We start from the raw sequence: 26,136 nt of genomic DNA, 5'->3' as shown, positions 1-26,136 counted from the left end.
AGCGAACCGGCCCGGGAACGGAGGAGTCGCCGTGACGGACGAGCTGTGGACGCTGGCGGAGGGTGCGGAGGCCGCGGTGCGCGAGGTCGGCGGGAAACTGGCGGCGCGTCGGCCGGACCAGCCGACCCCGGGACGGACGGTGGCGGAGGCGATGGCCGCCTTCGCGGAGCTGGACGGCCCGGCCGCCACCGAGCTGCGCGAGCGGCTGGCCGCGCTGCGTCCGCGGGCCGGCTGGGCGCCGGAGGAGCTGGACGGCTCGGTGCCCTGCGAGGGCGAGTGGTGGATGTGCGACGCGACCGACGGTGCGGTGCAGTACCTGCTGGGCCAGCCGCACTGGGCGGTGACGGCGGCGCTGGTGCGGGACGGAGCTGCGGTGCTGGCCGTGGTGCACGCGCCCGAGCAGGCCGGCGGCCGGACCTACCGGGCGGTGCTGGGTGGCGGGGCGCAGCTGGACGGACGGCCGATCGCGCCGCTGGAGCGGGAGTTGGCGGTCACCGTCGCCGCCACCAGCCAGCCGCCCCGGGTGGCCGACGATCCGGTGGCGCTGCGCCGGGCGGGCGAGTCGCTGTCCGCGATGGCGGGCGCGGCGATGGCGGTGCGCAACCTCGGCCCGACCGCGCTCCAGGTGGCCCAGGTCGGCTCCGGGCATCTGGCGCTGTTCTGGGAGTACGGCGCGGACGCGGGCAACCTGCTGCCCGGCGCGCTGATCGCGAGCGAGGCGGGCGCGGCGGTGACGGACGCCGCCGGGGCGGCCTGGACGGCCGGCTCCGACAGCTTCCTCGCCGCCGCGCCCGGGCTGCACGCGGACGCGCTGGGGGTGCTGCGTTCGGTCAGCTGAGCTTGAACAGGGCGGCGGCGTTGTCGTGGCAGACCGCCCGCAGCCACTCCTCCCCCAGGCCCAGCCCGGCCAGTGCCTCCAGCTGGTGGACGTACCGGTACGGGATGTTGGGGAAGTCACTGCCGAGCAGGACGCGCTCCCGCAGCCCGCGCAGGCGCGGCAGCTCGTCACGCGGGAACGGGACGTCGGCCTCGGCGAAGTCCGTGAACGCCATGGTGGTGTCCAGCCGGACGGCCGGGTGACGCTCGGCCAGGTCGAGGAAGTCGCGGTACTCGGACATGCCGAGGTGCGCGACCACCAGGACCAGTCCGGGGTGCCGCTCCAGCACCTCGCCGATCGGGCCGGGGCCGGTGAACCTGCCCGGCACCGGCCCGGATCCGCAGTGGGTGACCACCGGGGTGCCGGTGTCGGCGAGCAGCCCCCAGACCTCGTCCAGTTGCCGGTCCGCCGGGTGGTAGCCGCCGACCTGGAGGTGCGCCTTGAACACCCGGGCGCCGTCCTCGACCGCCCGCGCCACGTACCCGGCCGCCCCGGGCTCGGGGAAGAAGGTCGCGGTGTGCAGGCAGTCCGGGGTGCGGGCGGCGAAGTCGGCGGCCCAGGCGTTCAGCCAGGCGGCCATGCCCGGCTTGTGCGGGTAGAGCATCGAGGTGAACGCCCGGACACCGAACTCCCTCAGCCGCTGGACCCGTTGTTCCTCGGCCTCGCGGTAGGTGATCGGCCAGGGGCGGTTCACCAGCGGGCCGGCCGCGTCGAAGTACGCCCACACCTTGTCGAGGACGTTCTTCGGCATGAAGTGGGTGTGCACGTCGATCAGCCCGGGCAGGCCCAGCGTCTGCCAGAACTCCCTTACCGCTGCGGCTTCTTGATTGGTCACGCGGGCACCGGGCGGGCCCGGTCGATGATCCCGGCGGCGTCGACGCCGGGCGGCAGGGTGCCGAAGGCGGCACCGTGGTCGCCGCCCAGGCGGGTGGCGCAGAAGGCGTCGGCCACCGCCGGGCTGCCGTACCGGACCAGCAGCGAGCCCTGGAAGGCCAGCGCCATCGACTCGACCAGTCGCCGGGTGCGGAACTCCAGGTCGGTCACGTCGCTGAGCTGCTTGCGCAGTTCGGCGACGGCAGCGTCCAGTCGACGGTCAGCGCCGGCGGCGGCGTCGAGTTCGCCGAGAAAGGCCTCGACCGTCTCCGGGCGCTTGGCCATGGCACGCAGCGCGTCCAGGGCGGCGACGTTGCCGGAGCCCTCCCAGATCGACACCAGCGGCGCCTCGCGGTAGAGCCGGGGCATCCCGGACTCCTCGACGTAGCCGTTGCCGCCCAGGCACTCCAGCGCCTCGGCGGAGTGCACCGGACCGCGCTTGCACACCCAGTACTTGGCCACCGCCAGACCCAGCCGCCGCACCAGCGACTCGGTTTCGTCCCCGGCCAGGGCGAGGTCGGTGGCCTGGGCGAGCCGCATCGCGACCGTGGTGGCGGCCTCGGACTCCACCACCAGGTCGGCCAGCACATTGCGCATCAGCGGCTGGTCGACCAGCGCCTTGCCGAACGCCCGCCGGTGCAGGGCGTGGTGAACGGCCCGGGTGGTGCCGTAGCGCATGCCGGAGGCGGCTCCGACGGTGCAGTCCAGGCGGGTCATGTTGACCATCTCGATGATGGTCGGCACGCCCCGGCCCTCCTCGCCGACCAGCCAGCCGACCGCGCCGTCGTACTCCAGCTCGGCGGAGGCGTTGGACTTGTTGCCGAGCTTGTCCTTGAGCCGCATCAGGTGCAGCCGGTTGCGGCTGCCGTCCGGGAGGACGCGCGGCAGCATGAAGCAGCTGAGCCCGCCGGGCGCCTGGGCGAGCGTCAGGAAGAGGTCGGACATCGGCGCCGAGGTGAACCACTTGTGGCCGGTGAGCCGGTAGGTGCCGTCGGCGTGCGGGATGGCGCTGGTGGTGTTGGTGCGGACGTCCGAGCCGCCCTGCTTCTCGGTCATCGACATGCCGGCGATCAGCCCGCGCTTGGTGCGCGGCTCGCGCAGCCCGTAGTCGTACTCGGTGGCGGCCAGCAGCGGCTCCAGCTCGGCGGCCAGGGAGGCGTTCTGACGCAGGGCCGGGATGGCGGCGTAGGTCATCGAGATCGGGCAGGTGTGGCCGGCCTCGACCTGGCCCCACACGTAGAACTTGGCGGCGCGGGCGGAGTGGGCGCCGGGCCGCTCCTCCCGCCAGGGCGCGGCGTGCAGACCGTACGAGACGGCGGTGCGCATCAGCTCGTGCCAGTACGGGTGGAACTCGACCTCGTCGATCCGGTGGCCGAAGCGGTCGTGGGTGCGCAGCACGGGCGGGTTCTCGTTGGCCAGCCGCCCCCACTCGGCGGCCTGCTCGGAGCCCGCCAGACGGCCGAGCTCGCGCAGCTCGGGCTCGGCCCAGCCGGCGCCTGCCCGGTCCAGGGCGGCGAGCAGGGTCGGGTCGGCGGCGCTGTCGTGTCCGTACGGCAGGGGCACCTGGTTGGTGACCTCATGCGTCGCTGTCATCGCGTCCTCCCAGGGCACGCAGGGTGAAGGAGACCAGGGCGGGGACCACCGTGGTCCTGTCGCTGTACTGGTTGTCGCCGGGTCGGGGCCCGGCGCATTCGATCGGCGCGGCGGCGAGCGGGCCGGCCAACGCCTCGCCGACCGCGCCGACCAGGGCGGCGGCGGTCAGCACCGGGTCTTGTTCGGGGAGTTCGCCGCTCGCCACGGCGGCGGCGATCTCGGTGGCGATCACGTCCCGGAACGCCCGCCGGAAGACCAGGCGCTCGCCGTCCACGACCGCGTCGGCCGGCTCGACCAGCAGCGCGTACGCCAGCCGGGGCGCGCGCAGGGCGCGGGCGGCGAAGGTCTCGACCACGGCGGCGATCCGCTGCTGCGGGGTGTTCCGGCGGCCGACGGCGGCGTTCACCGCCTCCATCTCGCGGGTGACCACCCGGCGGAACAGCTGCACCGACAGCTCTGCCTTGTTGGCGAAGTGCTGGTAGAGGCTGCCGGTGGCGATCCCGGCGCGGTCCGCCACGGCGGCCATGGTGCAGCCGCCGTAGCCGCGCTCGGCGAGCAGGCCGACCGCCGACTGCAGCACCGCCTCGCGCTGGGCGTCCAGGCGGGCTTGCACGGCGGGGGTGCGTCGGTAGGCCATGAAAGTATTGAAGCACTGATTCACTGCTTCGGGGAGGGGGCGGCGCGGGGTCCGGGGCCGGGGACACCGTGGATACGGGATAGGGGATAGGGGATGCGACAGGAGGCCGCCCCGGGCGGGACGGCCTCCTGGTGTTCCTGGTCCTGCTGGCTCTGCTGGTTCCGCTGGTCCGCTACTGGGAGTTACAGCGGGCGGCGCTCCTGCTCCAGTCGCTGGCCCTCGATGTCGAGCGGGCCGAAGGCCGGGGCCGACTGCGGCGACTTGGCCAGCGAGCGGGCGGCGTCCCGGTCGCCCAGGCCGGCCCACTCCAGCACCTTGGCGGTGGCCTCCGCCGACTGCTCGGCCGGCAGCTTGCTGATGTTGGAACCGTGGTTGCCGCCGGGCACGGTGTAGACGTAGCTGTCGTCACTGCCCCGACCGAGGTGGAACGGCTTGGCGCCCCACGGGTCGTTGCCGCCGTAGACGAACATGATCCGCTCGCCCTCGCGCTTCACCCAGCGGTCGATGTCCGGCATCGCGTACGGGTTGAAGACGGTCGGGATCTCCTTCGGCACGTAGGAGCGGGCCGAGTAGAGCTCCTTGTAGTCGTAGTGCAGCTGGTCCTGCAGGTACGAGACGTCGAAGAACGGCGCGCCGAGCTCGGTGGCGGCCTGGTAGTAGTACGCGGTGTACTTCGCCAGCGACTGGTCGCTGTTGCCGGTGATGCCCGACTGCGAGTCGTACCAGGTGTACAGCTCGTCGTCGGTCGCGGTGGCGGCCACCGGGACCTTGGCGCAGTCCGACTCCAGGCTGTACTGCCAGAACGCCCAGACCACGTCCAGCACGCCGGCCTCATAGGCACGGTCCGGGGTGCCGAGGGTGTTGAAGGTGGAACCCGCCGCCTTGTTGTCGGCGATGTAGCGGGGCTCCAGGCGGTCGCGGCGCACCAGCAGCTCACGCTGGGCGGCGTTCAGCTTGGCGCGGCACTCCGGGGTGCCGACGGTGCGGAAGAACTCGGTGTAGGCCGAGTAGTCGTTGATGTCGGTGTTGTTCGGCGCGACGTAGGCGATCGTGCCCGCCACGTCGTCCGGATAGAACCGGCGGTAGAAGGTGGAGGACATGCCGCCCTTGCTGGCGCCGGTGGAGAGCCACTCCTGCTGGTAGATCCGCTTCAGCGCGGTCACCAGCCTGTGCGAATCGGCGGCCTGCTGACGGATGCCGGCCTTGGACCAGTCGGCCGGCTCGGGGCGGGAGGGGGTGAAGAAGCGGTACTCGATGGAGACCTGGTTGCCGTCCACCAGCCGGGTCGGCTCGGTGCGGGACGGGTTGGTGCCCAGCGTGTACCCGTTGGTGTAGAAGACGGTCGGACGGTCGTATCCGCGGTGCAGCACGCTGAAGCGCTGCTGGAAGGTGCCCAGCCAGGGGCGGAAGTGGTCGATCGGCTGGGTGTAGGTGGCCAGGAAGTAGCGGTGGCCGGTGGTGGTCGGCTTCTCCTCGGTGATGGTCACCCCGGGGATCGCCGCCAGGCGGTCCTTGATGTCGGCGTTCGGGTCGTCGGCCGGGCCGCGGCCGTGGGCGGCCCCGGCCGCCTCGGAGGCCTCTGCGCCCTGGCCGCCGGCGGCGGAGGCCGGGGTGGCCAGGCCGCCGATCGCGAACATCGGTATCAGCAGGACGGAAACCAGCAGTCTTCTCAGCTTGGCGGTCATCAACTCTCCATCGGATCAACGGACATGACAGCTGCCTCGTCGGCACAACTCTGCGGTGCGGGTGGTGCGGCGGCCGCCTCGTGGACGGCCGAATGGGCCACCCGCTGGTCGCGGGTGGCCCATCGGGGGAAGGTGCTGGTCAGTGGGGTCGCCTCGGTTCCGTCGACTGCTCGGGCGGTCGCCCGCTGATGGGGTGCGGTGCGGGCGGGCCGGGACTGCGATCGGGGCTGGACCTGCGAAGCGGGGCTCCGGGTGGACCTACGGGCGGGCCAGGGTGCAGCCCGGGAGGGTGAGGTCCAGGCGGTTCCCGGCGGCGAAGCAGCTCGGGATGATGTAGGTCTCCTGGGCGTAGCCGATTCCCTGGTGGACCGTCACCGCGCCGGACTGGTCGACCTCACACGGGTTGTCGAGCGTGCAGGACTCGCCGTTCTCGTTGATCGTGTTGTTGACGGCGACGACCTGGCCGGTGTTCGCGTCGACGACCGGCGAGCCGGAGGTGCCGCCGATCACGTTGCAGTCCGAGGTGTAGCGGACCGAGTCCTTCATCGTCCAGTCGGCTTCCTTGAGCCGGTAGGCGAAGCCGTCGATCGAGCACGAGTAGATCTGCTTCCAGTAGCCGGAGACCACCCGGATGTCGGCGCCCTGGACGGGGTGGTCGGCGGAGACGGTCAGCGGGGCGATCCCGGTCTGGGCCTGGATCGAGTCGTAGCTGGAGTCGAGCTGGTAGATCGTCACGTCGGTGTCGGTCATCGCGCTGTAGACCACCTTGGTGGCGGTCAGCGTGGCGACCTCACCGGCGGAGCCGTCGAGCAGGGTGAAGGTACGACTGGACGGCTGATCGACGATCACCTGGCCGGGGCCCGGCATGCCGGTCTCCAGGCAGTGACCGTTGGTGAGCACGAGTCCCGGGTCGCTGCCGGTCGAGCCGGGCATCCGGACCAGCGAGCCCGAGCAGTTGCTGAGCGCCACCGTGCCGCTGAAGTCGACCGCGTCGAGGGGCCGGGCGGCCCTGGTGGTCACGGCTCCGACGGCCTGGGCCGGGACGGCTCCGGTCAGTGCGGCGGCTCCGGCGACCAGGACCGCGGCGAGCATGCCTATGAGTGGCTTCTTCATGAGAGACCTCTCGGTGTGGGGGTCCCCCAAAATTGTCGTGGACATGGCTACATGTCAAGGGGTCCGCCATCACGGAGTGGCCATTCGGCACATTAGGGCAAGCGGTCGGGCGCCGTCAGAGGTTCCGACCCACCCGCACGGTCAACTCCCTTGCCAATGGCGCCGACCGAGGCTGATCAGGCGCAGCTGCAGCCGGGCGGTGGCGGCGATCCGCCGCTCCCGGGCGGGGTCGCCCTCCTGGGCCTCCAGGAATGCGGAGGCCGTCGACACCATGTGGTCCACGTACAACTCGGCGAGCATCCGCAGGTCCTGCTCGCTCCACCCCCGCGAGACCGGCTGGAGCGCCAGGGCGGACCCCACCTCGGCAGCGAAGCGCCCGAGTTCGGCGTCGATCGCCTCGCGCACCCGCCGGACCCCGCCGTGCCGCTCGCGCGCCAGGAAGCGCACATGCGACCGGTGTTCACGAACGTGCCGCTGGATCACGTCCACCGCCCGGTCGATCAGCTCCTCGGCACCGCCGGCCTCGGCGAGCACCGAGCGGATCATGACGTGCAGGCTGGCCAGCGACTCCTCGACCAGCGCGACGCCGAGGGCGGCGAGGTCCGGGAAGTGCCGGTAGAAGGCGGCCGGGGACAGTCCGGCCTCGCGGGTGACCTCGCGGACGCCCAGGCTCGCCAGGTTCTGATCGGTCAGCAGATGCAGCCCCGCATCCAGCAAGGCCCGCCGACTCTGCTGCTTCTGGGCCTGCCTGGCCCCCACGGTGTGATTCACGCCATTCAGTAAACAGTTGTTTGCCGAACTTGGCCAGCCGGGCGTACAGTGAGACCCGAACTCAGTGAACACTTGTCAACCGAAACACAGCCGAAGTGCAGCCGAAACCGGCGCAGCCGCACACCCGCAGCTGAAGGAGTCAGCCGTGATCCTGTTCTCCGCCCTGGTCGCCATGGGCGTCCTGATCGGCACCGCCGCCCACCTGCCCCTTCCGGCCTTCCTCACCGCCGCCGCCGCGATCGCCGCCTGGCTGCTCGCCTTCGGCGCCCGCGAGGGCATCGCCCGCCTGCGGCACCGCTGACCCGGGCGCTCCAGCCACCCCAGCCGACCCGGCCGCTCCCGCTGAGAGGACCCGCCACGTCATGAGCACCGTCACCGAACGCGCCATCACCAACCGCGCCATCACCAACCGCGCCGCCGGCAACGCAGCCGACCGGGCCGCCACCGACCGTCAGAGCACCACCGAGGCCGACAACCTGGCCATCGCCTCCTTCCTCCTCGGCCTCCCGGGCCTGCTGCTCTTCAACATCGTCCTGGGTCCGATCGCCATCACCCTCGCCACCCTGGCCCTGGTCCGCGGCACCAGCCGCCGCGGCCGCGCCTTCCTCGGCCTGGCGCTCGGCATCGCCTCGCTGGCGATCCTCGCCGTCACCACCGCCACCTCCCACGGAGTGCTCATCGACATCAGCTCCTGAGGTCGGCCGCTGAGGGCTCCTTCCGGGGGGTCCGCAGTTGAGGTCCGCCCCTGAGCCGACCTCAACTCCCCGTCTCATCCCTCGAACAGCTGATCCCGCCAAGCCCGCCCACGACCCCGGCCCGCCACGTAGGGTGGCCACATCGGCCGGGTGAACACAGGGGGCAGGAGTGACCACCGAGATCCACAGCGACGCACAGCCGACGCCCAACGGGACGGGCGGACGGCTGCTCGCGGTGAGCGATCTGCACATCTCCTACCAGGAGAACCGCGACCTGGTGGAGAAGCTCCAGCCCACCCACCCCGACGACTGGCTGCTCGTCGCCGGGGACATCGCCGAGCTCACCACCAGCATCGAGTGGGCGCTCGGCCTGCTCGCCGAACGCTTCGCCCATGTGGTGTGGGCGCCCGGTAACCACGAGCTGTGGACCCACCCCGAGGACCCGGTCCAGCTCCGCGGCGTAGCACGTTACGAGCACCTGGTGGAACTGTGCCGCGGCCTCGGCGTCACCACCCCCGAGGACCCCTACCCGCTCTGGCAGGGCGCCGGCGGCCCGGTCCGCATCGCCCCGCTCTTCCTCCTGTACGACTACTCCTTCCGTGCGCCGGGCACGACCACCAAGGAGGAGTCCCTGGCGGCCGCCTACGAGAGCGGCATCGTCTGCGCCGACGAGCGGATGCTCCACCCCGACCCGTTCCCGGACCTGGACTCCTGGTGCCGCGAGCGCGTCCGGCTGACCGAGCAGCGGCTCGCGGCCTGCGACCCGGACGTCCCGCTCGTCCTGGTCAACCACTACCCGACGGTCCGCCACCCCACCGAGGTCCTCTGGTACCCGGAGTTCGCCCAGTGGTGCGGCACCGAGCTGACCGCCGACTGGCACCGCCACTTCAACACCGCCGCAATGATCTACGGCCATCTGCACATCCCACGCAAGACCAACTACGACGGAGTCCCCTTCGAGGAGGTCTCGCTCGGCTACCCGCGCGAGTGGCGCAAGCGCGGGCTGCCGGACCCGCTCCTGCGAGAGGTGTTCCCGCAGGCCGCGGCGTCCTGATCCCCGGGCCGCTACTCCTCTCCCCCTGGTACTCCGCTGTCACCTCCTACCTTCGTCTTCCACCTGCTACTCCGCTCTCACCTCCTGCTCCGCCGCGACCGCCCGCAGCACGTCCAGCCGCGCCGCCCGGCCCGCCGGGCGTAGCCGGCCACCATCTCCGCCCTCGAACGCGGAACCCGCCGAGACGACGTCGCCAATGCCTACCGCGACTGGCTCAAAGCCGCTTGACAGCCCATAGGAGCATTAACGCAGCGACCTGCGCGGCTCCGCGCCCCGCCCCCGCGCGTCCTCCACCGGTGGCGTTCGGGCGTCCTCCCGCTGGAGTACGCCCGAACCCGCCGGTTCCGGCACGGGCAAGGTCAGCTCCCGGCGGCAGCTGCCGCGGCCCGCGCCTTCTCCTCCGCCTCCGCGAAGGTCGCCGACGCCTCCGGCCGCGCCAGCGTCACCGCCAGCTCCCCGTCGCCCACGTCCGCGATCAGGGTGTCCCCCTCCCGCGCGGTGCCGTCCAGCAGCAGGTTGGAGATCCGGTTGTCCAGCTCCGACTGGATCGTCCGGCGCAGTGGCCGGGCCCCGAACTCCGGCTGGTAGCCGCGGTTGACCAGGAACTCCTTGGCCGCCTCGGTGACCTCCAGCTCCACGTCCTGCGCCCGGAGCCGGCGCCGGGTGCGCTCCAGCAGCAGGTCGACCACCGACACCAGGTCCTTCCGGGTGAGCGCGTGGAAGACGATCACCTCGTCAATCCGGTTGAGGAACTCCGGGCGGAACTGCCGGCGCAGGTCCCGCATCAGGTCGTCCCTGATCTGGTCGACGTTCCCGGAGTGGTCCAGGATCCGCTGTGAGCCGATGTTGCTGGTCATGATCACCACGGTGTTGCGGAAATCGACCGTACGCCCCTGGGAGTCGGTGAGCCGTCCGTCGTCCAACACCTGGAGCAGCAGGTTGAAGACGTCCGGGTGCGCCTTCTCCACCTCGTCGAAGAGCAGCACGCTGTACGGCTTGCGGCGCACCGCCTCGGTCAGCTGCCCGGCCTCCTCGTAGCCGACGTACCCGGGCGGGGAGCCGACCAGCCGGGAGACGGTGTGCTTCTCCTGGAACTCGCTCATGTCGAAGCGGATCATCCGGTCCGGGTCGCCGAACAGCAGCGCCGCCAGCGCCTTCGCCAGCTCGGTCTTGCCGACACCGGTAGGCCCGAGGAAGAGGAAGGAGCCGGTCGGCCGCTCCGGGTCGCCCATTTCGGCCCGACCGCGGCGCACCGCCTGAGCGACGGCGCTGACCGCCTCGTCCTGGCCGATCACCTTCTCGTGCAGGTGGTTCTCCAGCTTGAGCAGCCGCTCCTTCTCGGTCGCGTTCAGCTCGGCGACCGGGATCCCGGTCCGGGAGGACAGCACCTGCGCGATGTCGTCGGCCGTCACGTCGACGACCTCCTCGCGGGACTCGGCGATCGCCGCCAGCTCGTCCTCGGTCTGCCGCAGCTCGGTCTTCAGGTTGGCGGCCCGCACGAACTCCTCGTCCGCGACGGCCTCGTCCAACTCCCGCTTCAGCTTGGTGATCCGGTCCTGCACCGAGGTCGTCCCGGTGGAGCCGCTGAGGCTGCGCAGCCGCACCCGCGCGCCGGCCTGGTCCAGCAGGTCGATCGCCTTGTCGGGCAGGAAGCGGTCGCTGACGTACCGGTCGGAGAGCGTCGCCGCCGCATCCAGCGCCTCGTCGCTGAACCGCACCTGGTGGTGCGCCTCGTACGCGTCGCGCAGCCCCTGAAGGATCTCGATCGTCTCCTCGACGCTCGGCTCGGGCACCAGCACCGGCTGGAAGCGGCGCTCCAGCGCCGCGTCCTTCTCCACGTGCTTGCGGTACTCGTCCAGCGTGGTCGCGCCGACCACGCTCAACTCACCGCGCGCCAGGGCCGGTTTGAGGATGTTGCCGGCGTCCATCGAGCCCTCGCCGCCACCGCCCGCGCCGACCACGGTGTGCAGCTCGTCCAGGAACAGGATCACGCTCTTCTCGGCCGCCGTGACCTCGTCGATCACGTTCTTCAGCCGCTCCTCGAACTCGCCCCGGTACTTGGAGCCGGCCACCAGCGCGGTCAGGTCGAGGGTGACCACCCGCTTCTCCCCGAGGCTCCGCGGCACGTCCCCGGAGACGATCCGCTGCGCCAGACCCTCGACGATCGCGGTCTTGCCGACGCCCGGCTCGCCGATCAGCACCGGGTTGTTCTTGGTCCGCCGGGAGAGGATCTCGACGGTCTGCTCGATCTCCTCGGCCCGCCCGACCACCGGGTCCAGCCGGCCCGAGCGCGCCTCCTCGGTGAGGTCCCGCCCGTACTCGTCCAGCGTCGGCGTCTCGCTCGGGTGCGCGCCCGCGCTGCTGCGCTCCCCGCCGGTGCCGCGCCCCTCCAGCGCCGACTTCAGAGCCTCCTGCGAGGGCGCCGCGTTGCGCAGCGCCGTACCCGCACCCGAACGCTCCTGCTCCAGCAGCGCGCCGAGGATGTGCTCAGGCCCGATGTACGAGGCACCGACCGCCTGCGAACGGGCGTGCGCGGCGAGCAGCGCGCGCTTGGCCGAAGGGGTGAGCCCGGGCTGCCCGCCCAGCGACTCCCGGTTCCCGGACGGCAGCGCCTGCTCCAGGTCCCGGGACAGCTGGTCCGGGTCGATGCCCGCGCGCTCCAGCATCCGCCGCGACGGCTCCACCCGGGTGGCCGCCCAGGCCAGGTGCGCGGTGTCGAGATCGCTGCCCCCGTCCTCGGCCGCGCGCTGCGCGGCGAACGCCAGCAGTTCCTGCGAGGACTCGCTGAGCAACCGCCCGATCGGCACCCGCTGCACAGCGGGCGGGGATGCCAGCGGACTCATCCCGAAGAACCGGCTGAGCAGGTCGGAGAACGGGTCGTTCGATCCGAACGGGGGCACGGTCACGGCGCTTCACCTCTCCCAAGCGGTTTGCAGCCACACAAACACAGGCCGCGTCCACCCGCCTGTCGGGCGCATCAGCCGGTGATGCGGTCCAGCAGCACGCCCCCGCCGACGTCGCCCGCACCGCCCACTTCCTCGCCTCCCCCGGCGCCCGCCACCTCACCGGCCAGACCCTCCACCTCAACGGCGGCGCCCACACCACCCGCTAGTTCAATACCGGCGCCAAGGCCCGCCGCAGATCCTCCGGCCCCCGGTACAGCACCCCGGCCATCCCCAAGGCCACCGCCGCGTCCACGTTCTCCTGCCGGTCATCCACGAACAGGCACCGATCCGGCGCGGCGCCGGCCCGCTCCGCGGCGATCTCGTAGATCCGCCGCTCCGGCTTGGCACTGCCCACTCGCGAGCTGTTGACCACCTCGTCCGCCAGATCCGTCAGCCCCATCCGCGCCAGGTCCTCGTCCAGCCACACCGTCGCATTGGTCACCAGCACCACCCGGCAGTGCTCCCGCACCCGCCGCAGCAGCTCCCACCACCACCTCGTCCGCCCAGAACGGCGAGTTCGCGAACGCCTCCGCCAACCCGCGTGCCGCGCCCTCCGACACGCGCCCCGTCAACCCGCGGACGATCGACTCCACCCACTCCGCCTTGCTGATCCGCCCCAGCAACAACGGCCGGTCGTTCTCCGGCGCGAACCCGACCGCCGCCGTACTCCCCACCCCCACCCCCGCCGCCCGTTCCAACGCGGCCACCCCGGCCCCGTCGAAGAACCGGATCACACCGTCCACATCGCACAACACCGCATCAAACGCCCTGGGAGTCACCCCACCTCCCTACCACCAAGATCGCCACGCCCGGCGGGCAGGGGTACGGCCAGCGCACGCCCGCGCAGCGTCGACCGGCAGGTCCTGCATGATCATTTGGGGGACATTTGGGGGACGGCCCCGTGTAGCGAGACTGCAGCGAGACTGCTCAGGGGTGTACCGAGAATGCGAGAACGACTGCGGCCCAGGTCGGGATCATGCTCCTGACCTGGGCCGCAGCCTGCGTTTCAGCTGTTCACGGGGTGGGCGCGGACGGTTTCGAACCGCCGACATCTGCTTTGTAAGAGCAGCGCTCTACCACTGAGCTACGCGCCCCCGTTCGTGGCCCGACGGGCGCACGACGAGTGCCTAGGGTACCTGGTCCCGGGGGTGGTCGTGGCACGGGCGGACGGGCGGGGGCCGGGTGGGGTCCGTGGAGAGCGCGGGCGGCACCCGTAGGGACGGTCGGGAGGCGCCGGGGTGGGGCCCGCCGCGCAGGCGGTGGGCGGGCCGGAGGAGGGCACAGGCCCGGGGTGCCCTCGCGAGGACCGCATCGGGAAGAATGGGCGCGGATCAGCGGGTAGTCGGAGCAGGGAGCGCGCAGTGGCGGTGGCCGGCGGGAGCGGGCGGCGGGGGCGGCGTCGGGTGGCGGGGGCCGTCGGGGATGCGCTGGTGTTGCCGGTGGTGCTGGCGGGCGCGTTGGGGGCGGTCGTGCTGGCCTCGGCCGGCAGCGGCGGCTGGTGGGGCCGGCGTGGCGGGGAGGGTGTGCGGGCGGAGGCCAAGGAGTCCCGGGCCGCGGCGCAGGAGGCGTTCTACGAGCTGGACGAGACGCAGCGCGAGGTGAAGCTCGCGGTGGAGACCGTGCGCGCCGCCGAGGACGACGCGACGGCACAGCGCGCGCTGGCCGAGCTGCCGGCGATCTCCGGCCGGGTCGAGCAGGTCACCGTGAACTACCTGGCCGCCCTGGACTCCCACGACCTCGACAACGAGGCGCTGGACGCGGGCTCCGCCGCCCAGGCCCGGCGCCTGCTGGAGGACGTGAAGGGCCAGCTGGGCTCCGCCCGCGCCGAGCTGAACGACTTCCTGCGCCGCCTGCAGCCGACCCTCCAGCACGCCGAGCAGCAGCTGATGCGGGTCACCCCGGCCGTCGAGCAGGCCAAGCGCGCACTGCTGCAGGCCACCACCACACTGGACGAGGTACGCGGCGCCGGCCTGCGGGCGGACGACCTGGCGGCCCGGCTGGCCGAGCTGGCCCCGGAGCTGGGGCGGCTGAACGAGGGCCCGGCCCGGCACGGTGTGGCCGCCACCCTGCGCCGGGCCGACGAGGTGAGGCAGCGCGCCGAGGCGGTCACCGCCGACGCCGCGCAGCTGCCGGAGCGGGCCCGTGAGCTCGACCGGCGGGTGTCCAGCCTGCGGACCCGGCTCCAGGCGCTGGAGACCAAGGCGGCGACGGTGGAGCCCGCGCTGAGCGAGCTGCGCCGCCGGTTCAGCACGGCCTGCTGGCAGGACCTCCAGCGGGTGCCCGAGCAGGTCGCGGAGACCGGCCGGGCCGCCGAGCGCAAGCTCGCCGAGGCCGCCCGGGCCCGGGACGAGCAGCGCTGGGCGGACGCCACGGCCGCGATCGGCACGGTCCGCGCGCTGCTGGAGACCGCGGACGGCTCGGTGCTCGCCGTGAACGAGCGGCTGCGCCAGCTGAACGAGGTGCAGCACGACCCCAACCGGGAGATCGAGCGCGCCCGCTTCGCCGTCCGGGACGCCCAGCGCCTGGCGATGGCGGGCCGCAGCGCGCCGGATCCGCGGCACGCGGCCCCGCTGGACCAGGCGGTGACCCGGCTGGACCAGGCGGTGGCGACCCTGCAGGCGGCCGGCCGGCACCCCGACTACTGGCACTTCCTGACCGAGCTGGAGGCGGTCCGGGAGACGGCGACGCAGGTGATCGGCATGATCCGCGGCGACCTCGGCCAGCGGTGAACACCGGCAACCAGGCCACCGACCACAGCGCCCATCGGTACCCTGCCGGTATGCCACGCTATGACTTCCGCTGCCGCTCCTGCGGCGCCACCTTCGAGCTCAGCCGCCCGATGGCGCAGGCCAACGACCCCGCCGTCTGCCCTGAGGGCCACCAGGACACGGTGAAGCTGCTGTCCACTGTCGCCGTGACCGGTGCCGCCGGTGCGGCCGGCGGCGCACCGCAACAGCCCGCGGGGGGCGGCTGCTGCGGCGGCGGCTGCTGCGGTTAGTCCGTAGGCGGTCGGACGACAGCGGTCAGGAACCGACGGACGATCTCCTCCCCCGCCGCCACCCCCACCTCAGCGAGGGCGGTGACGCCGGGGGCGGTCCACCCGCTGTCGGCCAGCTCTCCGTGCCCCGGCCGCCAGGCGGCGTGCGCGGCGAGCAGCAGGTCGGCGTCCAGCAGCGAGTCCCCGGCGGCCAGCACGGTGGTGGCCCCGCTGCGCCGGACGGCCTCGGCGAGCGCGGCGCTCTTGCCGAGCGGCTCCGGCACGGCGTACACCTTCCGTCCCTGCAGCGAGACCCGCCAGCCGCGTTCGGCGCACCAGCCGGCCAGCTCCGCCAGCCAGCCGTCCGGCAGCCGGTCGCGCTCGATCACCAGGTAGGTGAACAGCTCGTCGGCCACCCGCCGTTTACGCGTCCACTCGGGGTCGGCACACAGCGCCAGGTGGCGGACCACCTCTTCCAGCGGCGCCGAGCCGGCCGCGATCCGCGCAGTGATCTCGCGGCGCCAGTCCTGGTCCGGCTCGCCGTCCACCAGCAGCTGGCCACCGTTCGCGCAGATCGCGTAAGTCGGCGTCGGGCCGGGCAGGTTGACTCGCCGGTACTGTTCGACGGTCCGCGTGGTGGCGGGCACGAAGGCGGCCGCCCGGCCCAGCTCGGCCAGCAGCGATGCCGCCCGCTCGGTCAGGAAGGAAAGCGGCCGCCCGTCCAGCACCTCGACGCAGAGCAGTCGCGGCGCCGGCCGGTCGGGGACGTCCAGGGCCAGGGCCCGGTCGGAGTAGATGAGCGTACGGTCCAGGTCACTGGCCACCAGCACGTCAGCCACGCCGCCCATCAGGACTCCCTCCCCGTCTTCCCCGTCACGGCCCGACCACTCGCCCCGGTCGCGCCCCGGCTGTAGCGGGGGTGGATCAGGCCGACGCAGGTGTACGGCAGTCCGTCCACCTCCTCGACCACGACGCCGCGTTGGGCCGCGAGCAGCCGTACGTGGTCGAGATCGGCGCCGGCGCCGCGCCGGGCCAGCACCCGCCAGGGGACGCGGCGCAGCAGCACCCGGGTGGTCTCGCCGACGCCTGGCTTCACCAGGTTGACGTTGTCGATCCCGTACTCGGCGCTGATCCGCTCCACGGCGGCCCAGCCGGCCCAGTCGGGCGCCCGGTCCGGTTCGGCGGCCAGTCGCTCGGCCCCCTCGACGGCGGAGCTGCGGACCGAAGCGAAACAGGCGGCCACCGTGTCCAGGAAGGCCGCCGACACATCGCCGCCGGCCAGCTCGGCGTAGTACTTGGCCCCGTGGAAGTCCTGGGGGCCGATCAGCCCGGCCCGCAGCACGGTGCGTGAGACCAGCCCGGACACCGTGGAGTTGAGGCAGGCCGACGGGACCAGGAAGTCGTCCCGGGTGCCGTAGGTCCGCACGCAGCGACCCGGGTCGGCGAGCACCGCGAGGTCCGGGTCGAAGCCGGTGCCGGCCAGCGCGTCGGCGAGTTCGCGGGTGATGGCCCCCTTCCCGGTCCAGCCGTCCACGAACACCACGTTCGCCGCCCGGTGGTGGGCCGCCAGGTAGCGCAGGGCGACCGGGTCGATGCCCCGGCCGCGGACGATCGACACCGCGTAGTGCGGGACGTCGAGGTCGTGGGCGAAGGCCAACCAGCGGCGGATCAGGATGCCGACCGGCGTCCCGGCCCGGGCCAGCGAGGCGAGCACCAGTCCGGGCCCGCGCTCGCGCAGCAGCGTCTCGGCGACGGTGCCGACGGCGAGCGCGATCCGCTCGGCGGAGCCGCGCAGCGCCTGGTGGAAGAGCTCCTGGTACTCGGGGCTGGGCCGGTACTCGACCGGCAGCGACTCGGCGTAGTGCGCGCCGCCGTTCTGGACGGCCTCCTCGCGTTCCTCGGTGGGGGCTTCGAGCCGGACGTCGGAGAGGTCCTTGAGCAGCCAGGCCACCTCCTCGGGACGGTACGAGGAGAACTCCGGCCCGTACAGCGGCGAAGGCAGGGGAAGTGACGGCACGGGAAGCGACGGCAGCAACGAGGATGACGGCACCGGCCGGTGCGAGGGCAGCACCGCGAGCACCACCCCGTCGGCGACCTGCCGCAGTTGGCCCAGCAGCGCGCGCTCGCCCCGGTGCAGCGCGGGGGTGTCGGCGACGTCGTCCACCACCAGCACCACGGCGTCGAAGCGACGGGCCGGGTCGGCGCCTGGGGCGACGTTGTAGGCGTAGCGCTCGCGGGAGGCGTCGTCCTGCGGGTCGTCGTGGGCGGGGAAGGCCAGCCGGGTGCGGATGGCGTAGCCGGGGTCGTCCACGGCGAGGACGGGCGAGCGGGTGGTGGTGGAGTATCGGACGCGGTCGCCGCCGAGCCGCGCGGCGAGCGCGTCGGCCAGCCGCAGCGGCGCGTACATCAGCTCCTCGCAGCCGAGCACCAACACCCGCTCCGCCGCCTCGGGCAGCGCCTCCGCCAACTGCCCGGCCAGCGAGGGCAGTACGGCGTCGAGCCGGGCGCGGTCGGCGACGCTGAAACCGTGCCGGCCGCCGTCGGGGAGCCCGGCGGGCCAGTCCAGCGCGACCCGGACCAGCGGGGCGGGGGCGACCGTCGGCGGTACGACTGCCGGGGGCGCCGCGGCGATCAGCCGCTCGGCCCGCTCGACGATGTCCCCGGGCAGCTCGACGGCTCCGCTGGCGGTGGCCACCACGTCCAGCCGGACACCGAGTTCGGCGGCGGCCCCGGCGAGCCGGGCCCGGTCCTCGGCCGAGCGCAGGTCGACCAGGGCGACGACCACGTAGTGGCCGCGCGGGTGGCGGGCGTGCAGTTCGCGGATGGTGTTGAGGACCGTCCGACCGGTCGAGAGTTCGTCGTCCACCAGCACCAGCGGACCGTCCCCGCCGAGGAGCGCGGGGTCGGCGGGGAGCAGCAGGTGGGCGGTGGCGTGCGAGTGCTCCTCCTCGAAGCCGCCGAGCGGGGCGATCCCGGGGACGGGCCGGCGGGTGGAGTGCAGGTACGGGGCGTCCAGGCCGTCGGCGACGCTGTGGCCGAGACCGGTGGCGGTCTCCGCGTAGCCGAGCACGACGGCCCGGGCTGCCGCCTCAGCGCCGAGCAGCTCCCGGACCCGGCGGCCGAGTTCCAGCCCGGTGCCGTGCACCACCTCGGGCCGCTGCGGGACGTGCTTGCCGAGCACGCTGGAGACCAGCAGGTGCGCGCGCCGAGGGTTGCCGGACCGCAGGGCCAGGCCGACGAGTTCGGGAAGGCGCTCCGATCCGGTCAGCGCTATCCCAGCCCGGTCGGCGACCCAGCGCCCGGTCCACGTCTGCTCTGCTGTCGTCACTGCCGGTCCCGCCTTCGAGGGTGCTCGTCTCATCACGTGCTCAGGTCTCATCACGCGCTCCGGTGGAGGTCAGCCGCACAGGCAGGCCGACAGCAGCTCCGCGAAGCTCACGTCCTCCCGGGCCACGCCGAACACCTCCGCCCGCAGCAGCACCCGCTCCGCCCAGGCGCGGTGCGGCCGGGCCTCGTTCATCTTGTTGGTGTACGCCGAGCGCAGTACCCCGCCGCCGCCCTGCTCCTGGCGGAGGATGTCGCGGGCGTCGCAGTACTCCTCGTGCGTGACCACGGAGAGCGCGTGCACCGCGGGTACGTGGCTGGGGTGGATGCAGGTCTTGCCCAGCAAACCGTTGGCCCGGTCGAGTTCGAGCTCGCGGATCAGCCCGTCCAGGTCGTGCTCGATGATCCGGCGCCGGACCTCCTCCCCGGAGGCCCGGGCCGTACCGCCGGAGGCGGCGAACGGGGTGCGGCGCAGCTGCGGCTTGAACATCCGCTCCTGCACCGGGAAGTACTCCCAGACCGGCCCGGTCACGGTGTAGCCGGTGCCGTCCGCCCGGCCGAGCACGTTGACCACGTCGCCGATCACCGAGGCGACCAGCGCCACGTCGTACGCGGTGAGGTCGGGCGAGCGGCGCAGCCCGTAGGCGGAGCAGAGGTCGGTGACGCCGAGCCGGACGGCGAGCACCCGCTCGCGGTGCCCGGCAAGCAACTCGGCGATGCCGAAGAGCTGCTCGCGTCGGCTCTCCAGATGAGCGAGTTCGGGCGATTCCAGGACGGGCATGGCGAACAGCCGTCGCCCGGTCGCAGCCTCGGCGGCGGTGAGCGCGGCCAGGTAGGCGCCGCCGCTCTCGGGGGTGAACTTGGGCAGCACGAAGCCGCTGAGCAGCGAGACGGCCGGGCCGAGCCGCTCGGCCAGGTCGAGGATCTGGGAGGCGGCACGAACCCTGATGAAGAGCAGCGGGCGATCCTGTGCGCAGTCGGTGAAATCCTGAACCAGGTCCGTCAGCTGCTCGACCAGGTTCCGCTCCCCCGCGTCCACCTCGTGGTCGGCTATCGCGTCCTCCAGGCACAACACCATCGAAACCACACCCCGAGCGGCCTGTTTGCGGATGTCGGCGGCCAGAACGGGCCTGGTGGCGGGGCTGTAGAGGGTGCCACCGAGGGCGGTGGCGAGCACTGCGGGCTCGCTGTCCGCGGTGAACGTCCGCGGCTGCTCCAGAAACAGCCGGGCGCGGACGTCGTCGGCGAGGTGGCCGAAATGGTGCAAGGTGCTCTCCTCGGGGGTGGACGGCCTCCGACCAGCGGTTCTACCTGGGCGTTTCACCTGGAGGCACCGCCGGCGGACTCCCCTCCGCCGACCCCCGGGGGCCTTTCGAACGCCCATCGTACGGACGGTTTCCGGCCGTTCCCGGTTCCCGGGCACTGAACTCCCGGAACATCCCGAAACCCTGAGGTCCGCTTGAACGATCACCGGATGATCACTCTCGATCGCGGTGAGGGGCGAGTGGAAGGCGGCAGCAAACTTCGATCGGCGCAAGTCTTGGCAAAGTCCGCCCCCGCCAGGGCGGTCCGGTCACGTTGTCCGAAGGGGTGGCGAACAGGCAGGATGGTCCGCTATGACGCACGTGATGGCCAAGGGCGCCAACATCGCACTGCCGGCGGCGGCGGTCCGCGCCGTGCTGCGCTGGAGCGCCACGCCCGGTGCGCCGGACGTGGACGCGTCCGCGCTGCTGCTCGGTGCCAACGGCAAGGTCCGTTCGGACGCCGACTTCGTCTTCTACAACCAGCCGCGCCACCCCTCCGGACTCGTCCGCCACCTGCCCAAGCAGCACACCTCCGGCGGCGCCGAGATCATCGACACGGTCGAGGTCGAACTCGCCAAGCTGCCCGCCGACGTGGACCGGGTGGTGCTGGCCGGCTCCTCCGAGGGCGGACCGTTCCGGGCCGTCCCCGGACTGCGGCTGCTGCTGTTCGACGCCGCGACCGGTGAAGGCGCGCCCCCGATCGCCGAGTTCGCGATCGCCGACGCCGAGAACGTCACCGCGCTGGTCGCGGCCGAGCTCTACCGGCGCAACGGGGCCTGGAAGTTCCGGGCGATCGGCCAGGGCTACACCTCCGGGCTGATCGGCCTGGCCACCGATTTCGGCATCACCGTGGACGACGAGGCGGAGAACGCCGCGCCCCAGCCGGCCCCGGCCCCCGCCTCCACCGCCAGCCCCACGGGCGCGGTCGACCCGCGCGCCACCCCGCTGCCGGAGCAGCGCCCGGCGCCCCGACCCGAGCCGGGCACCTTCACGCTGTCCCCGGCCGTCCCGACACCCCAGCCCCCGGCGCAGCCGCAGCACCCGACGACCGCCCCGGCAGCGGCCGCGAGCGGCCCCGCGACCCCGCCGCCGCCCACGGCCCCGCCGACCGTGCCCCCGAACGTCCCGCCGGCCCCGCCCGCGCCGCCGACCCAGCCGGGCACCGGGTACGGCTACCCCCAGCCACAGCCCGGCACCGGGTACGGCTACCCCCAGCACCAGCCCGCGACCGGCTACGGCTACCCGCAGCCCACCCAGCCGTACGCGCCGCCGCCCCAGGGGCCGGGCACCGGTTACGGCTACCCCCAGCAACAGCAGCCGCCCGCCCCGCCGCAGCAGCAGCACCCCGGCGCCAACTACCAGCCCGGCACCGGCCAGCAGCCGCCGGTACCGCCGCAGCCCCCGGCACAGGGCCTCGAGGAGTTCGCCCTCCCCCCGCAGGGCCCGCAGTTCCAGCCCCGCTAGCCGCAGGACACCACCAGTCTCAGGACCCCGCCAGCCGCAGCGCCCCGCCGTCCGGCCGCCCGCTGGCCGGCGGGGCCCCCTCGGCACGGCCCCGCCGAGGGGGAGAGGATTCAGTCCCCGCCCCCCGGCTGGCCCTTGTACCCCCGCTGCCACTGCATCCCGAACCCGTACAACCGGTCGATGTCCGCCTGGAACCCGTTGACGTACCGCACCTCGCGGCGCACCGTCAGCTGGTTGTCCCCCGCGTTCTCGATCAGCACCACGGCGCAGGAGCGCGCCGCCCGGGCCCGCTCGTCCAGCTTGATCTCGATCCGCGGCCCGGTCTGCGGCACGATCGTTATCACCGCGCGGGTCTGCTCGAAGGCCGGGGTGCCGTCGTAGATGTAGACGAAGATCAGCAGCCGCTTGAACTTGTCCTTCTTCTCCAGGTTGACGTACATCGTCTCGCCGGACGGCGCCCCGTACTGGTCGTCGCCGCTGAGCTTGATGTACGGCGGCTCCCGCAGGTCGCCGAAGAAGCCGCCGAGCGGCTGCACCACGCCCCGGGTGCCGTCGGTGAGCTCGTACATGCAGGCCAGGTCTAGGTCGACGTTCAGCTGCTCGTTGCTCCCGGGCGAGTCCGGCTCCAGCGGGCTCAGGATCCGGGGGCTGAAGAAGCGCTTGACCGTCTCCCGGGTGCTCGGCCGGACGGCGCCCGAGCGCATGGTCCAGTGCAGGTTGACGTAGAGGTAGCCGGTGGTGGCGGCCGAGCCGGTGATCGCGTGCTGCGGCGCCGACTTGGTGAGTGTGACCTTGTGCTGCGCGCCCGGGCTGTCGAAGGTGTAGCTCTTGTCCCCGCGCAGGTACTCCCAGATCGAGACCATCCCGTCCTCTCCCCCTGCCTCCGTGCGGCGATCTGACGATCCGCCCGTCCACGATCCGCCGGTCGACGATCGACGATCGACGATCGACCGGTCCATGATCGGGCATCGACCCGGCCGGCCGATACCCGAACTCCCCACTCCCCTACCCCGCAGGGCCGTTCGCGCCCACCCTCGATGCCAACCGGTGGGTCGATTGGCCCGAGGAAGCCGCTCTCCCGTAACATGCCGCCCCTTCGGACGCGATATCGTCTAGCCGCACAGGTGTCCCCTCCGCCCCGGCGCGGGCGCGGTGGGCACGCCGTGCTTAGACGGACGAACCGTCAGGCAGTGTCCGAGCGGCGGACCTGACCGCCTGTGTCGCACTGTGAACCTGTCCCCTGCGGAAACCCGAGGCCCGACCCGCAATGAACCTGACCTCCATACAGTTGGTCTGGACTGTCGTCGGCGGCGCAGCCCTGCTGTTCGTCGCCGTCCTGATGGCGACGCTGCGCTTCAAGAACTCGAAGAAGGACGAGGCGGGTGACTCCTGGGAGCGCAGCGAGGAGCGCCGCCGCCGCAAGGAGATGATCTACGGAATCTCCTCGTACACCCTGCTGTTCTGCTGCGCCGGTGTCGCGGCCGCGCTCTCCTTCCACGGCCTGGTCGGCTTCGGCAAGGAGAACCTGGGCCTGGCCAACGGCTGGGAGTACCTCGTCCCGTTCGGCCTGGACGGCGCCGCGATGTTCTGCTCGGTGCTCGCCGTGCGTGAGGCCAGCCACGGTGACGCCGCGCTCGGCTCCCGGCTGCTGGTCTGGGTGTTCGCGATCGCCTCGGCCTGGTTCAACTGGGTGCACGCCCCGCGCGGCTTCGGCCACGCCGGCGCCCCGCAGTTCTTCTCCGGCATGTCGATCTCGGCGGCGATCCTGTTCGACCGCGCGCTGAAGCAGACCCGCAAGGCCGCCCTGCGCGAGCAGGGCCTCGTCCCGCGCCCGCTGCCGCAGATCCGCATCGTCCGCTGGCTGCGCGCCCCGCGCGAGACCTACGCGGCCTGGTCGCTGATGCTGCTGGAGAACGTCCGCAGCCTGGACGAGGCGGTCGACGAGGTGCGCGAGGAGCGCCAGGCGAAGCTGGACGCCAAGGCCCGCGCCCGTACCGCCGACCGCCGTGAGCGGGCCGAGCTGAAGGCCATCTCCCGCCAGGGCGGCATGCTCGCCCGGGCCCGCGGCGGGCGTCAGGTTCCCGCACTCACGGCAGCCGGAGACGGCCCGAGCGCTACGGAGCCTGCCCTAGCCGCCAGGGACGACAGCGCCACCTCCACCACGAACAGTTCCACCGACCGGTTCGCCCTCGACTCGTTCGAGCCGACCGCCCTGGACGCCGGCCGCCGCCCGCGGGCCGCGGTCAGCTCCTCCTACTCCTCCTACTCCTCCTCGACGTACTCCTCGTCGACGAGCGACTCCGCCTCGACCCGTCGTGGCTCGACCGTCGACCTGACGGCCGACGACGACACCCTGTCGATGCCGAAGCTGGACTCGCTGGAGCGCAAGCTGCGCGCGATCGAGCAGCAGCTCGGCTGACCCCGGCGCCCCGGTAGCGACGAAGGGCCCGGCGACAACGCCCGGACGACAACGCGAACGGCCGCCCCCGGAACCCCGGAGGCGGCCGTTGCGCTTGCCCGGCGGGCGCCCGGCCCGCAGGAGATCAGCCCGGCGACTACTGGTCGCTGGCGACCAGTTCCTTCTCCTCCGCCGCGCCCTCGCGCCGGTTGCGCAGGACGGACGAGCCCAGCGCCAGCCCGATGAAGGCGACGCCGATCAGCCCGGTGACGATCTCCGGGATGTGGTACTTGATCCCGACCAGCAGGATCACCGCCAGCGCGCCGATCGCGTAGTGCGCGCCGTGCTCCAGGTAGACGTAGTCGTCCAGGGTGCCCTTGCGGACCAGGAAGACGGTGAGCGAGCGGATGTACATCGCGCCGATGCCGAGGCCCAGGGTGATCTGGAAAATGTCGCTGGAGATGGCGAACGCGCCGACCACGCCGTCGAAGGAGAACGAGGCGTCCAGCACCTCCAGGTAGAGGAACAGGAAGAACGCGGCCTTGCCGGCCACCTGGACGACCGACTTGCCGGCCTTCTCGGCCTCCTCCTCGCGCTCGGCCTCCTCCTCCAGGCCCGATTCGAAGATCGAGGAGAGGCCGCCGACCGCGAGGTAGGTGATCAGGCCGAGCACACCGGCCAGCAGAACGGTTTCGGCGTGCTCCGCGGCGAAGAAGCGGGAGGCCAGCACCAGCGCGACCAGGGCGACGACAGTGGACAGGGCGTCCAGCTTGCCGACCTTCTCCAGCGGCCGCTCCAGCCAGCTCAGCCAGTTGTGCTCCTTCTCCTCGAACACGAAGTCGAGGAAGATCATCAGCAGGAAGACGCCGCCGAAGGCCGCGATGGCCGGGTTGGCCGCCTCCAGGTACTGGCCGTAGGTGAGGCCGTTGTGGGCCTTGTCGGAGTGCAGCGCGAGGTCGATCACCGTCGCCGGGTTGAGCTTCGCGGTGAGGCCGACGACCAGCAGCGGGAAAACCAGCCGCATGCCGAAGACGGCGATGAGGACACCGACCGTCAGGAAGATCTTCTGCCAGTACGGGTTCATCCGCTTCAACACCGTGGCGTTGACCACCGCGTTGTCGAAGGAGAGGGAGATCTCCAGGATGGAGAGGATCAGCACGATGCCGAAGCCTTGGGCTCCCCAGAGCAGTCCGGCCGCGATCAGGCCGATGGCGGTGATCGCGAACGACCAGCCGAATGTGCGGAGGAACACGGGAGTTGGCTACCTTTCGGGATTCTGGCCGTGCCGGGGTCGACCTCGTCCCGAGACGCCTGACCGGGCCGGGACCCGGTCAGGCCACCCCCGCACTGCCCTCTGTTCTCATGATCGTTGATGGGGTGCGATAAGTCCGATTTGCACCTTTACTGTACGTTGACGCCGAAGTCGAGCGCGATGCCGCGCAGGCCGGAGGCGTAGCCCTGGCCCACCGCGCGGAACTTCCACTCGCCCGCGTACCGGTACAGCTCGCCGAAGATCATCGCGGTCTCGCTGGACGCGTCCTCGGACAGGTCGTAGCGCGCGATCTCCTGGCCGTCGAGGGAGTTGACGACCCGGATGTAGGCGTTGCGGACCTGGCCGAAGTTCTGCAGCCGGGCCTCGGCCTCGTAGATCGACACCGCGAAGACCACCTTGTCGGCCTGCGCCGGGACCAGCTCCAGGTTGACCAGGATCAGCTCGTCGTCACCCGCGTCGTCGCCGCCCACGAGGTTGTCGCCCTGGTGCTCCACGGAGCCCTCGGGGCTCTTCAGGTTGTTGTAGAAGACGAAGTACTCGTCACCGAGCACTCGCCCGCCACCGCAGATCAGGGCGCTCGCGTCGAGGTCGAACGGTGCGCCCGTGGTCGAACGGGCGGACCAGCCGAGGCCGATCTGGACCTGCGTCAGGTTCGGCGCAGCCTTGGTGAGCGAGACGTTCCCGCCCTTGGCGAGCGTGACCACCATGCTGTTCTTCCTCCCTTGCTTCTTCCGGGGCGCGCCCTACAGGTGTAATCCCCCGCGGCCCCGGCCGGCCCGCTTTGGCCGGCTGAACTTCCTGAACTCACATCCTCGCAGCGCAGCCCGGGCCGGGGTTGGCCGGGTCGGTCGCTCCGCCGAGGTGGTGCATGACGCCCCAGACCGCGTTCAGCGCGGTCTGGACGGCGCCCTCGGCCCAGCCGGCCGTCCAGGAGATGTCGTCGCCGGCGAGGAAGATGCCCCGCTTGTCCGCGGGCAGCCGATCCTGCATGAAGTGGGTGAACAGGCGTCGCTGGTACCGGTAGTGGCCGGGCAGGTTGGCCTTGAACGCCCCCATGATCCGGTCCTCAGCCTCGGTCCGGGGCCGACCGGACGCCCGCCGGGTGGGCCGTCGGAGGGAGCTCCGCGGCCGGGTCCGTCAGGCCTGTCCGGTC

The 26,136-nt window shown here is 72.3% G+C and carries 22 protein-coding genes, 1 tRNA gene and 2 pseudogenes; 8 read left to right on the top strand and 17 right to left on the bottom strand.

The features are described 5' to 3' along the window. The first annotated feature begins 31 nt into the window (after positions 1–31). The gene (locus tag ACWC9T_RS17645; protein ID WP_449821951.1) at positions 32–838 is read left to right on the top strand and encodes an inositol monophosphatase family protein; all 807 of its coding nucleotides are present in this window, start codon (positions 32–34) and stop codon (positions 836–838) included. Here the strand turns inward: ACWC9T_RS17645 and ACWC9T_RS17640 are convergent. From ACWC9T_RS17640 to ACWC9T_RS17615, 6 genes are all read right to left on the bottom strand, one after another. Then, positions 831–1,712: an amidohydrolase family protein gene (locus tag ACWC9T_RS17640; RefSeq protein ID WP_449821950.1), complete on the bottom strand. Its 882-nt coding sequence runs from the start codon at positions 1,710–1,712 to the stop codon at positions 831–833. The genes ACWC9T_RS17645 and ACWC9T_RS17640 overlap by 8 nt on opposite strands. Next, complete coding sequence (locus ACWC9T_RS17635) at positions 1,709–3,343, bottom strand: acyl-CoA dehydrogenase family protein (protein WP_449821949.1); 1,635 nt, start codon at positions 3,341–3,343, stop codon at positions 1,709–1,711. The genes ACWC9T_RS17640 and ACWC9T_RS17635 overlap by 4 nt, the downstream gene beginning before the upstream one ends. After that, complete coding sequence (locus tag ACWC9T_RS17630; protein WP_449821948.1) at positions 3,327–3,980, bottom strand: TetR/AcrR family transcriptional regulator; 654 nt, start codon at positions 3,978–3,980, stop codon at positions 3,327–3,329. Before ACWC9T_RS17630 ends, ACWC9T_RS17635 begins: the two co-directional genes overlap by 17 nt. A 182-nt stretch (positions 3,981–4,162) precedes the next feature. Beyond that, positions 4,163–5,665, bottom strand: a complete 1,503-nt coding sequence (locus ACWC9T_RS17625) for a S28 family serine protease (RefSeq protein ID WP_449821947.1) — start codon at positions 5,663–5,665, stop codon at positions 4,163–4,165. Positions 5,666–5,923: 258 nt separating this feature from the next. Beyond that, on the bottom strand, positions 5,924–6,778 hold the full coding sequence (locus ACWC9T_RS17620) for a trypsin-like serine peptidase (protein WP_449821946.1): 855 nt from the start codon (positions 6,776–6,778) through the stop codon (positions 5,924–5,926). A gap of 141 nt (positions 6,779–6,919) precedes the next feature. Then, entirely contained in the window at positions 6,920–7,549 is a 630-nt protein-coding gene (locus ACWC9T_RS17615) for a TetR family transcriptional regulator (protein WP_449821945.1), read from the bottom strand. Positions 7,550–7,694: 145 nt separating this feature from the next. Between ACWC9T_RS17615 and ACWC9T_RS17610 the strand changes: the two genes are divergently transcribed. The 3 genes from ACWC9T_RS17610 (at position 7,695) to ACWC9T_RS17600 (ending at position 9,298) form a co-directional block, all read left to right on the top strand. Further along, positions 7,695–7,850, top strand: a complete 156-nt coding sequence (locus ACWC9T_RS17610) for a hypothetical protein (protein ID WP_355673998.1) — start codon at positions 7,695–7,697, stop codon at positions 7,848–7,850. A gap of 61 nt (positions 7,851–7,911) precedes the next feature. Continuing rightward, entirely contained in the window at positions 7,912–8,244 is a 333-nt protein-coding gene (locus tag ACWC9T_RS17605) for a DUF4190 domain-containing protein (RefSeq protein WP_449821944.1), read from the top strand. Positions 8,245–8,413: 169 nt separating this feature from the next. Beyond that, positions 8,414–9,298, top strand: a complete 885-nt coding sequence (locus ACWC9T_RS17600) for a metallophosphoesterase family protein (RefSeq protein ID WP_449821943.1) — start codon at positions 8,414–8,416, stop codon at positions 9,296–9,298. Between the two features lie 359 nt (positions 9,299–9,657). On the opposite strand, the gene ACWC9T_RS17595 is transcribed toward ACWC9T_RS17600, so the two are convergent. The 4 genes and pseudogenes from ACWC9T_RS17595 to ACWC9T_RS17580 all read right to left on the bottom strand — a co-directional run bounded on the left by ACWC9T_RS17595 (position 9,658) and on the right by ACWC9T_RS17580 (position 13,337). After that, the gene (locus ACWC9T_RS17595) at positions 9,658–12,204 is read right to left on the bottom strand and encodes an ATP-dependent Clp protease ATP-binding subunit (RefSeq protein ID WP_449821942.1); all 2,547 of its coding nucleotides are present in this window, start codon (positions 12,202–12,204) and stop codon (positions 9,658–9,660) included. Positions 12,205–12,275: 71 nt separating this feature from the next. Then, on the bottom strand, positions 12,276–12,398 hold the full coding sequence (locus tag ACWC9T_RS17590; RefSeq protein WP_449821941.1) for a hypothetical protein: 123 nt from the start codon (positions 12,396–12,398) through the stop codon (positions 12,276–12,278). An 8-nt stretch (positions 12,399–12,406) separates the two neighbouring features. Beyond that, positions 12,407–13,022 (bottom strand): annotated as a pseudogene (locus ACWC9T_RS17585) (HAD family hydrolase). 243 nt (positions 13,023–13,265) lie between these two features. Beyond that, positions 13,266–13,337: transfer RNA gene (locus ACWC9T_RS17580), tRNA-Val, on the bottom strand. Between the two features lie 309 nt (positions 13,338–13,646). On the opposite strand from ACWC9T_RS17580, the gene ACWC9T_RS17575 reads away from it, so the two are divergent. Together ACWC9T_RS17575 and ACWC9T_RS17570 are read left to right on the top strand one after the other, a co-directional pair. Continuing rightward, the gene (locus ACWC9T_RS17575) at positions 13,647–14,972 is read left to right on the top strand and encodes a hypothetical protein (protein WP_449821940.1); all 1,326 of its coding nucleotides are present in this window, start codon (positions 13,647–13,649) and stop codon (positions 14,970–14,972) included. A gap of 50 nt (positions 14,973–15,022) precedes the next feature. Further along, on the top strand, positions 15,023–15,241 hold the full coding sequence (locus ACWC9T_RS17570) for an FmdB family zinc ribbon protein (protein WP_449821939.1): 219 nt from the start codon (positions 15,023–15,025) through the stop codon (positions 15,239–15,241). Here the strand turns inward: ACWC9T_RS17570 and ACWC9T_RS17565 are convergent. From ACWC9T_RS17565 to ACWC9T_RS17555, 3 genes are read right to left on the bottom strand one after another with little or no spacing between them, the layout of a single operon-like run. After that, entirely contained in the window at positions 15,238–16,068 is an 831-nt protein-coding gene (locus tag ACWC9T_RS17565) for an HAD family hydrolase (RefSeq protein ID WP_449821938.1), read from the bottom strand. The two genes, ACWC9T_RS17570 and ACWC9T_RS17565, sit on opposite strands and share 4 nt — an antisense overlap. Next, entirely contained in the window at positions 16,068–18,581 is a 2,514-nt protein-coding gene (locus ACWC9T_RS17560; RefSeq protein ID WP_449822005.1) for a phosphoribosyltransferase, read from the bottom strand. The genes ACWC9T_RS17565 and ACWC9T_RS17560 overlap by 1 nt, the downstream gene beginning before the upstream one ends. Before the next feature lie 36 nt (positions 18,582–18,617). After that, complete coding sequence (locus ACWC9T_RS17555; protein ID WP_449821937.1) at positions 18,618–19,811, bottom strand: HpcH/HpaI aldolase/citrate lyase family protein; 1,194 nt, start codon at positions 19,809–19,811, stop codon at positions 18,618–18,620. 349 nt (positions 19,812–20,160) lie between these two features. Between ACWC9T_RS17555 and ACWC9T_RS17550 the strand changes: the two genes are divergently transcribed. After that, positions 20,161–21,312, top strand: a complete 1,152-nt coding sequence (locus ACWC9T_RS17550) for a TerD family protein (RefSeq protein ID WP_449821936.1) — start codon at positions 20,161–20,163, stop codon at positions 21,310–21,312. A gap of 110 nt (positions 21,313–21,422) precedes the next feature. On the opposite strand, the gene ACWC9T_RS17545 is transcribed toward ACWC9T_RS17550, so the two are convergent. After that, the gene (locus ACWC9T_RS17545) at positions 21,423–22,175 is read right to left on the bottom strand and encodes a Tellurium resistance (RefSeq protein ID WP_449821935.1); all 753 of its coding nucleotides are present in this window, start codon (positions 22,173–22,175) and stop codon (positions 21,423–21,425) included. 404 nt (positions 22,176–22,579) lie between these two features. Between ACWC9T_RS17545 and ACWC9T_RS17540 the strand changes: the two genes are divergently transcribed. Then, complete coding sequence (locus ACWC9T_RS17540) at positions 22,580–23,731, top strand: DUF2637 domain-containing protein (RefSeq protein ID WP_449821934.1); 1,152 nt, start codon at positions 22,580–22,582, stop codon at positions 23,729–23,731. 136 nt (positions 23,732–23,867) lie between these two features. On the opposite strand, the gene ACWC9T_RS17535 is transcribed toward ACWC9T_RS17540, so the two are convergent. The 3 genes and pseudogenes from ACWC9T_RS17535 to ACWC9T_RS17525 all read right to left on the bottom strand — a co-directional run. Then, positions 23,868–24,962 (bottom strand): DUF475 domain-containing protein, encoded by a 1,095-nt coding sequence (locus ACWC9T_RS17535; RefSeq protein WP_449821933.1) that lies wholly within the window; start codon positions 24,960–24,962, stop codon positions 23,868–23,870. Positions 24,963–25,111: 149 nt separating this feature from the next. Further along, positions 25,112–25,690 carry a TerD family protein gene (locus ACWC9T_RS17530; RefSeq protein ID WP_380610697.1) on the bottom strand — a complete coding sequence of 193 codons (579 nt, stop codon included), beginning with the start codon at positions 25,688–25,690 and terminating at the stop codon, positions 25,112–25,114. Positions 25,691–25,787: 97 nt separating this feature from the next. Further along, positions 25,788–26,051, bottom strand: a pseudogene (locus ACWC9T_RS17525) (amine oxidase); the annotation flags it as partial. Positions 26,052–26,136 lie beyond the last annotated feature (85 nt).

It is taken from the genome of Kitasatospora sp. NPDC001159 (assembly GCF_053598235.1).
The sequence above is the reverse complement of the archived record's forward strand: the minus strand, read 5'-3'. Positions and strand labels throughout refer to the sequence as shown.

What these genes read in the sequence shown, in the direction of transcription:
- ACWC9T_RS17620 (WP_449821946.1), bottom strand. Translation starts at nt 6,778, where the DNA reads ATGAAGAAGCCACTCATAGGCATGCTCGCCGCGGTCCTGGTCGCCGGA.
- ACWC9T_RS17570 (WP_449821939.1), top strand. Translation starts at nt 15,023, where the DNA reads ATGCCACGCTATGACTTCCGCTGCCGCTCCTGCGGCGCCACCTTCGAG.
- ACWC9T_RS17540 (WP_449821934.1), top strand. Translation starts at nt 22,580, where the DNA reads ATGAACCTGACCTCCATACAGTTGGTCTGGACTGTCGTCGGCGGCGCA.
- ACWC9T_RS17565 (WP_449821938.1), bottom strand. Translation starts at nt 16,068, where the DNA reads ATGGGCGGCGTGGCTGACGTGCTGGTGGCCAGTGACCTGGACCGTACG.
- ACWC9T_RS17550 (WP_449821936.1), top strand. Translation starts at nt 20,161, where the DNA reads ATGACGCACGTGATGGCCAAGGGCGCCAACATCGCACTGCCGGCGGCG.
- ACWC9T_RS17545 (WP_449821935.1), bottom strand. Translation starts at nt 22,175, where the DNA reads ATGGTCTCGATCTGGGAGTACCTGCGCGGGGACAAGAGCTACACCTTC.
- ACWC9T_RS17530 (WP_380610697.1), bottom strand. Translation starts at nt 25,690, where the DNA reads ATGGTGGTCACGCTCGCCAAGGGCGGGAACGTCTCGCTCACCAAGGCT.
- ACWC9T_RS17560 (WP_449822005.1), bottom strand. Translation starts at nt 18,581, where the DNA reads ATGAGACGAGCACCCTCGAAGGCGGGACCGGCAGTGACGACAGCAGAG.
- ACWC9T_RS17630 (WP_449821948.1), bottom strand. Translation starts at nt 3,980, where the DNA reads ATGGCCTACCGACGCACCCCCGCCGTGCAAGCCCGCCTGGACGCCCAG.
- ACWC9T_RS17625 (WP_449821947.1), bottom strand. Translation starts at nt 5,665, where the DNA reads ATGACCGCCAAGCTGAGAAGACTGCTGGTTTCCGTCCTGCTGATACCG.
- ACWC9T_RS17635 (WP_449821949.1), bottom strand. Translation starts at nt 3,343, where the DNA reads ATGACAGCGACGCATGAGGTCACCAACCAGGTGCCCCTGCCGTACGGA.
- ACWC9T_RS17605 (WP_449821944.1), top strand. Translation starts at nt 7,912, where the DNA reads ATGAGCACCGTCACCGAACGCGCCATCACCAACCGCGCCATCACCAAC.